We start from the raw sequence: 2154 nt of genomic DNA, 5'->3' as shown, positions 1-2154 counted from the left end.
AACAACCGCGTTGCCGAAGGTGGCTCGGATCGTCTGGTCGAAATCCGCCGCGTGAGCTGATGCCCATGGCTGATAACGACAACTCGACATACAGCGCTTGCTCCCCTCCAAAGCCCGGTCCATTGACCGGGCTTCGTTTTTTTATCTAGAGTGCCCAGCCGTACTGTCACAGAATCCAGAACCCCATGCTGCCGCGTGCCGAACAGAAGCAACAGACCCGCCAGGCCTTGCTCGACGCCGCCTGCCAGCTGATGGAGAGTGGCCGTGGCTTTGGCAGCATCAGCCTGCGCGAAGTGGCCAAGGCCGCTGGCATCGTCCCCACCGGTTTCTATCGGCATTTCCCCGACATGGATGCCCTGGGCCTCGCGCTAGTCGCCGAGGTCGACGCAACCTTCCGCCAGACCATTCGCCTGGTGCGCCACAACGAATTCGAACTCGGCGGCATCACCGACGCCTCGGTGCGCATCTTTCTCGATGTGGTGGCGGCACACCGCGCCCAATTCCTGTTCCTAGCCCGTGAACAGTACGGCGGATCGCAGCCCGTGCGCCAGGCCATCGCCCGGCTGCGCCGGGACATCAGCTCTGACCTGGCCACCGACCTTGCACGCATGACCCGCTGGCAGCACCTGGACAGCGCCGCCCTGGGGGTGATGGCCGACCTGGTGGTCAAGACCGTGTTCGCCACCCTGCCAGAGCTGATCGACAGCCCTGATCCGGCTTGTCCACAGGCGCTGACCGCGCAGGACAAGATCACCCAGCAACTGCGCTTCATCTTCGTCGGGGCGCGGCATTGGCAGGGGTTGGGGAATCCTGGCTGAAGCCCGCGAGGCGGCCAGCACAATCAACCCCTTCCCCAGTTCTGCTACCATGGCGCCCTGCCCGATTGCGACGAGCGCCTTCATGTCCAACCCCCGCCCTACCCCGTCCGAGTTGACCACCTGCCTGGCTTCTGTGCGCGAACATTTCGCCGAGCGCATCGTGCCCTTGTGGCAAGGTCCCGGGTGGAACGCCGACATGGCCCTGCCCTTCGAAGCCCTCGACGCCGAACACCACCCCCTGCCGGTGCAGCGCTACCGCGCCATGGCCTGCGCACGTCAGCTCTACCTGTTCAGCAGCCGCATCGAGCAACCCGGTGCCGCCGAGCGCGCTGCCGCGCTGTTCCGCTCGCTGCAGCGACATTTTCACGACGCCGAGCACGGCGGCTGGTTCTACAGCATCGATGCCGACGGCAAGCCACTGGACCGACGCAAGGACCTCTACACCCACGCCTTCATCGTCTTCGCCTGCGCCCACTACTGGGGCAAGGTCGGCGAAGGGCTGGTCGAGTCGGCGCTGAACGCGGCCCTGGAAATCATCGAGGAGCAGTTCGCTCGGGATGATGGTCTGTACGAAGCCGTGCTGGGCGAAGACTGGTCCGACCTTGGCAGCGGCCCGCTGCAGAACCCGCAGATGCACCTGGCCGAAGCCTTCCTGCAAACCCTGGCCGTGCGTAAGGACGATGCCGCGCAAGCGGCCCTGCTGCAGTTATGCACAGCCCTGCAGGCGCAGTTCATCGATCCGACCCACGGCGTGATGCTGGAAAAACCCCGCGGTGCTGTGGATAACTGGTTCGAGCCCGGCCATCAGTTCGAATGGTTCTACCTGCTCGACACCTCGCCACTGCTGCGCGGGACCCCGCTGCATGCATCGATCAGCCGGGCGTTCGAGTACGCCGAGGGCTGCGGCGTGAAGGATGCGGCGGTGCTCGCGTCGCTGGATGTGGATGGCAAGGCCATTGATGCGACCCAGCGGATCTGGGCCCAGGCCGAATATCTGCGGGCGCTGGCGTTGAAGCCAGGCAACGAGGCAAAGCTGATGACCCAGCTCAAAGCCCTCGAAGACAACTTCCTGCATGCCGGCGGCTGGCACGAATGCCGTGATGGCCAGGGCGCAGTCAGCCGGCACGACATGCCGTCCACCACGCCCTACCACCTGGCCACTTGCCTCGAAGGTCTGCAACGCCTGCACTAATGGCTGTAGGGGCGGCGGTTCGGCGCCCCGACTTGCCCGCGAAAACGACACCGCGCTGCCTGGCACGGGCTACGCCCATGTTCGCGAGCAAGCCCGCTCCTACCGAGGGATTGGGATGACCTTTAGATTTTGAGCAAGACAGTT

At 64.8% G+C, this 2154-nt stretch carries 2 protein-coding genes; both read left to right on the top strand.

All coding sequences use genetic code 11. From position 1 onward, the window contains the following. The first annotated feature begins 185 nt into the window (after window positions 1–185). Window positions 186–818, top strand: a complete 633-nt coding sequence (locus tag ACPZMI_RS00035; protein WP_054894553.1) for a TetR family transcriptional regulator — start codon at window positions 186–188, stop codon at window positions 816–818. Between the two features lie 82 nt (window positions 819–900). Continuing rightward, a complete protein-coding gene (locus ACPZMI_RS00030) occupies window positions 901–2010 on the top strand; it encodes an AGE family epimerase/isomerase (protein ID WP_426351414.1) in 1110 nt (369 codons plus the stop codon). Window positions 2011–2154 lie beyond the last annotated feature (144 nt).

Origin of the sequence: Pseudomonas wayambapalatensis (genome assembly GCF_049942315.1) — a bacterium.
Classification (GTDB): Bacteria; Pseudomonadota; Gammaproteobacteria; order Pseudomonadales; family Pseudomonadaceae; genus Aquipseudomonas; species Aquipseudomonas wayambapalatensis.
The sequence above is the reverse complement of the archived record's forward strand: the minus strand, read 5'-3'. Positions and strand labels throughout refer to the sequence as shown.